4 protein-coding genes and 1 pseudogene are annotated in these 4,692 nt (G+C 69.2%); 2 read left to right on the top strand and 3 right to left on the bottom strand.

Annotation, left to right across the window (positions count from 1 at the left end):
- The 3 genes and pseudogenes from VED21_RS10390 to VED21_RS10380 form a co-directional block, all read right to left on the bottom strand.
- A pseudogene (locus VED21_RS10390) lies at positions 1-109 on the bottom strand (50S ribosomal protein L13); the annotation flags it as partial.
- A 183-nt stretch (positions 110-292) separates the two neighbouring features.
- Complete coding sequence (locus VED21_RS10385) at positions 293-781, bottom strand: PaaI family thioesterase (protein WP_324882273.1); 489 nt, start codon at positions 779-781, stop codon at positions 293-295.
- A gap of 52 nt (positions 782-833) precedes the next feature.
- Positions 834-3,104 carry a PAS domain S-box protein gene (locus VED21_RS10380; protein ID WP_324882272.1) on the bottom strand — a complete coding sequence of 757 codons (2,271 nt, stop codon included), beginning with the start codon at positions 3,102-3,104 and terminating at the stop codon, positions 834-836.
- A 283-nt stretch (positions 3,105-3,387) separates the two neighbouring features.
- Here VED21_RS10380 and VED21_RS10375 point away from each other — a divergent pair, with 283 nt between their 5' ends.
- Positions 3,388-4,206, top strand: coding sequence for an enoyl-CoA hydratase (locus VED21_RS10375; RefSeq protein ID WP_324882271.1), 819 nt, complete (start codon positions 3,388-3,390; stop codon positions 4,204-4,206).
- Between the two features lie 13 nt (positions 4,207-4,219).
- Positions 4,220-4,692: CoA-binding protein (locus VED21_RS10370; RefSeq protein WP_324882270.1), on the top strand; the 473-nt coding region annotated here is incomplete at its 3' end.

Genomic DNA, 4,692 nt, shown 5'->3' with positions numbered 1-4,692 from the left:
GGAGCATGTTCGCCAGGATGCTGGCAAGCCGACCGAGAACGAGGCCGTCGGCATCGACGACGTACCACTTCTTCTCGATCTCGGACGGCTTCAGATTGAAGGTCTTCATCGCCACACTCGTTGAGTGAATCGTGGATCGGCAGGCCGCCGAATCCCGGGGCGCCGAAGCGGCCGGCTTTTTGAGGGAAATTCGCTCCGCTGTCAACGACAAAAATTCGCTCGCAAAATCAACAGCTTATAAAGCCGGTATCCTAATACCGCATCCCGAAAGCCGTTGATTCTAAAGCGATTTTCAGTCCGCCCCGCCGTCGCGGTATCCAGATACCGTCACGCTGACCGGTGCGTGCGGCGGGATGGAGTAGGTGCCGGTGGCGTGCGCAACGGGCTCGTCGAGCGCGTCCTCCGAGAACAGCAGCACCTCGCCATAGGCCAGCCGCTTGCCCAGCTTCAGCACCCGCCCCTCGCACACGATGCCCACGGGGGCCGGCCGGCGCAGGAAGTTGATGGTCATGGAGGTGGTGACGGCCAGCTCGACCCGGCCGATCAGGCTCAGCACGGCGGCGTACAGCGCCACGTCGGCCAGCCCGAACATGGCCGGCCCGGTGACGGTGCCGCCGGGACGGACGAAGTCGTCCTTATAGGGCATGCGCATGCGCACGCGCCCGGGGACCAGTTCGTCGATCGATACGCCGAAGTTGCCGACCAGCGGCACGCCCTCGCGGATCAGGGCCTCCAGGTCGGGGATGGAAATGGCGGGTGCGGCGGTCATGCGGGCGCTCATGATTGCGGGGGCATCCACCTATCTTGCCATACGCCCGCGTATTGTCACCCCCTTACCCTGCCGCCGCGGCAAACCCGCACCGCTCCACCGGGAAGCACAGGGTTACCGTCGTCCCCCGCCCCGGCGCGCTGTCCAGCGTCACCTGTCCGCCGTGCGCCTCGATCAGCGCCTTGGTGATGGTCAGGCCCAGGCCGACGCCGCCGGTCTGCCGGGCGTGCGCGGCCGCCGCCTGCCCGAAGGCCTCCCAGACGCGGCCGAGATCCTCCCGCGCGATGCCCATGCCGGTGTCGGTGACGCGGAACGCCAGCCCGCCGTCCGGCGCCAGCCGGGCGCCGATGCGCACGCTACCGCCGTGCCGGCTGAACTTGATGCCGTTGTGGCCGAGGTTGACCAGCATCTGCACGACGCGCCGCGAATCGCAGCGCAGCATCGGCAACCCCTCCGGCACGTCGGTTTCCAGCCGCACGCCGGCCTCCCGTGCGCGGTTGGTCAGGATCTGCGCGGCGCGGTCGGCGAGGTCGGACACCGCCGCCGTGTCCTCGCTCAGCTCCAGCACGCCCAGCTCGATGCGCGACACCTCAAGGATGTCGTCGATGATGCCCAGCAGGTGCCGGCCGGAGTTGTGGATCGCCTCGGCATAGCCGTCGTAGCGCGGGTTGCCGACGGGGCCGAACAGCGCGTTCTGCATCACCTCCGAATAGCCCAGGATGGCGTTCAGCGGCGTGCGCAACTCGTGGCTCATCACCGCCAGGAACTGCGTCTTGGAGCGGTTGGCCCCCTCCGCCTCGCGCGTGGCGGCCAGCAGCGCCGTCTGCGCCGCCTTCATGCGGGTGATGTCGTGCCCCTCGGCCACCAGGAAGACGACCTCGCCGGCATCGTCGCGGATCGGCGTCAGCGAGAAGTCGATGTCCAGCGTCACCCCGTCCGGCGAGGTGTGCGTCGTCTCGAACCGCACCGTCTCGCCGTGGAGTGCCGCGACGATGCCGTCACGCAGCCGCTCCACCCCCGCCGGCTCGGTCCACCACGGCGTCTCCCAGAACAGCCGCCCGCGGATGTCCGCCTCGGTGGCGCCGATGAAGCGCAGCGCCGTCTGGTTCACCTCGATGATGCGGCCACCGGGCGTCAGCAGGCCGATGAACTGGATGGTGTGGTCGAGGATGGCGCGGAACCGCCGCTCCCGGTCGCGCAGGGCCAGGTTGGCGTGGCGCTGCTCGGTCACGTCCAGCAGCGCCGCCTCCATGCGCCCGTCGCCCACCCGCCCGTCATTCACACGCCATGCGGTGATCGACACCCAGCGCGCGCCCTGCCCGCGGTCGGCCAGACGCACGCAGATGTGCCGCGACCCGGTGTCGTCCCGCCGGGAATCGACCCAGGCGGCGAAGGCGGCTGCGTCCTCCGGCTCCAGCAGGTCGAGCAGCCCGGCCTTGCCGGACAGCAGCGCCGCGCGGTCCAGCCCCAGCCGGCCGACGTTGTTGGTGGCGTATTCGATGGGCAGGTTGCCCTCCGCCCGCCAGACCAGCCCCACGACCGGGCTGCGCTCGATCATGGCGGCGAGGCGGATGCGCTCCTCCTCCGCCAGCCGCCGTTGCGTGGTGTCGCGGCCCACCGACTGGACGGCCACGAGTTGCCCCCTGGCGTCGAACACGGCCAGCCGCCGCCACGTGATCCAGCGCACCGTCCCGTCGCCGGCGGGCCCGTCGCCGGTCGGCCAGCGCTCCTCGCTCGCCGCCAGCGGGGCTGCCGGTGTGGCGTCGCGCACGAACCGCTCGATGGCCGCCAGCGTCTCCGGCGCCAGGATGGTGCGCAGGTTGAGGCCGACGAACCGCCTCGGCGTCATCCCGCAGGCCGCGGCGAACTGGCGGTTCACCAGCGTGACGGTGAGGTCCGGCGTGAAGCGGCAGATCAGCTCCGACTGGTCGTCGATGGCCGTGCGGAACTTCTCGCGGCTGGAAAACACGGCGCAGACGAAGCACTGCTCGTCGGTGACGTCGGCCAGCGTGATCAGGCACAGGCCGTCGCCCAACTCCGTCACCGCGTAGCTGACGCCGCGCTCCGCCCCATCCGGCCGGCGCAGCAGAGCGGACCCGCGCGGCATCGTCGGCACCCAGGCCGCTCCACCCATGGGCGCGCCACCGGTGAGCGGCGTCAGCAGGTCGAACGGGCGCCCGATCAGGTCGGCGACGCCGCGGCCGGTCAGTTCTGCCATGGCCGCGTTGGCGTCGGCCACGCGGCCGTCGGCACCGACCACGCAGGTCGCGGCCGGGCTGTGCGAGAACACGGACCGCCAGTCGATGGCGGCGCCCCCGGCATTCTCCGGCGCCACGTCCGTGCCTCCCCTTGCATTTTCCGGATGCTGTATCCCCTCATCATGGCGGAAAAACCCCAACCTCGACAAGGGGATCCCTCCACCCTGGATTGCACACAAACGGGCAAATTAACAACAGTTCGTTTTTGCTATTCAAGACGTTGAACAAAATTTTCTGTTGAAATGTTCTCCGCCCTGTTCTCTCATGCCTGTGATCTGCAACGCGCCGGTTCCCGTGGGGTTGGCTGCGGAGTACAGTCCGGCTCCAAAACCACGAACATCCGGCACGGAGGGAACGAGGATGGGCGCCCCCACCACTGATAAGGCCAGCACGGATACGGGCAGCGAACCGCTGGTCCTGCGCCGCGACCAGGACGGCGTGACGACGCTGACGCTCAACCGGCCGCAGGCGCGCAACGCGCTGTCCATGGGCCTGATGGCGGCGCTGCAGGGCGAGCTGGACGCCATCCACGTGGATCCATCGGTCAAGGTGGTGGTGCTGGCGGGCGCCGGCCCGGCCTTCTGCTCCGGCCACGACCTGAAGGAGATGCGCGCCAACCCCGGCCGCGACGCGGTGGCCGCCGTCTTCGCCCAGTGCTCCGCGCTGATGCAGCGCGTCACCACGCTGCGCCAGCCGGTGATCGCGCGCGTGCACGGCATCGCCACGGCGGCCGGCTGCCAGCTCGTCGCCACCTGCGACCTCGCCTACGCCGCCGACGACGCCCGCTTCGCCACGCCGGGTGTCAACATCGGCCTGTTCTGCTCCACCCCCATGGTGGCGCTGAGCCGCGCCGTCGGCCGCAAGGCGGCCATGGAGATGCTGCTGCTGGGCGACTTCGTGTCGGCGGCGGAGGCTGAGGCGCAGGGCCTGATCAACAAGGCCGTGCCCGCCTCCACGCTGGATGACGTGGTGCACGGCGTGGCCGCCAAGATCGCGTCGAAGTCGCCGCTGACGCTGGCCATCGGCAAGGAGGCGTTCTACCGCCAGATCGAGCAGGACCTCGCCTCCGCCTACGCCTACGCCAGCGAGGTGATGACGACGAACATGCTGGCCCGCGATGCCCAGGAAGGCATCGACGCCTTCATTGAAAAGCGCCAGCCGACCTGGTGCGGGCAATGAGGTGCGGGCAATAATGGGTGACGCCATGAACCACGACACCTACACCGACGACTTCCTGCGCGGCGTGCTCCAGCGCACCAAGGTGATCGCGCTCGTCGGCGCCTCCGCCAGCCCGATCAAGGCCAGCTACTTCGTCATGAAGTACATGCAGTCCAAGGGCTACCGCGTCATCCCCGTCAACCCCGGCCTCGCCGGCCAGACGCTGCTGGGCGAGACGGTGTACGCCAAGCTGGCTGACGTTCCGGACTCCGTCGACATGGTCGACATCTTCCGCAACGCCCAGGCCGCCGACGGCATCACCGACGAGGCGATCGCCAAGGGTGCGAAGATCGTGTGGATGCAGTTGGGCGTGCGCAACGACGCGGCGGCCGCGCGCGCCGAGGCGGCCGGGTTGACGGTGGTCATGAACCGCTGCCCGAAGATCGAATACCAGCGCCTGTGCGGCGAGATCAGCCGCGGCGGCATCAATTCGAACATCATCTCCAC

The sequence above is a fragment of the Azospirillum sp. genome, from assembly GCF_035627195.1.
Classification (GTDB): Bacteria; Pseudomonadota; Alphaproteobacteria; order Azospirillales; family Azospirillaceae; genus Azospirillum.
The sequence above is the reverse complement of the archived record's forward strand: the minus strand, read 5'-3'. Positions and strand labels throughout refer to the sequence as shown.

What these genes read in the sequence shown, in the direction of transcription:
- VED21_RS10385 (WP_324882273.1), bottom strand. Translation starts at nt 781, where the DNA reads ATGAGCGCCCGCATGACCGCCGCACCCGCCATTTCCATCCCCGACCTG.
- VED21_RS10375 (WP_324882271.1), top strand. Translation starts at nt 3,388, where the DNA reads ATGGGCGCCCCCACCACTGATAAGGCCAGCACGGATACGGGCAGCGAA.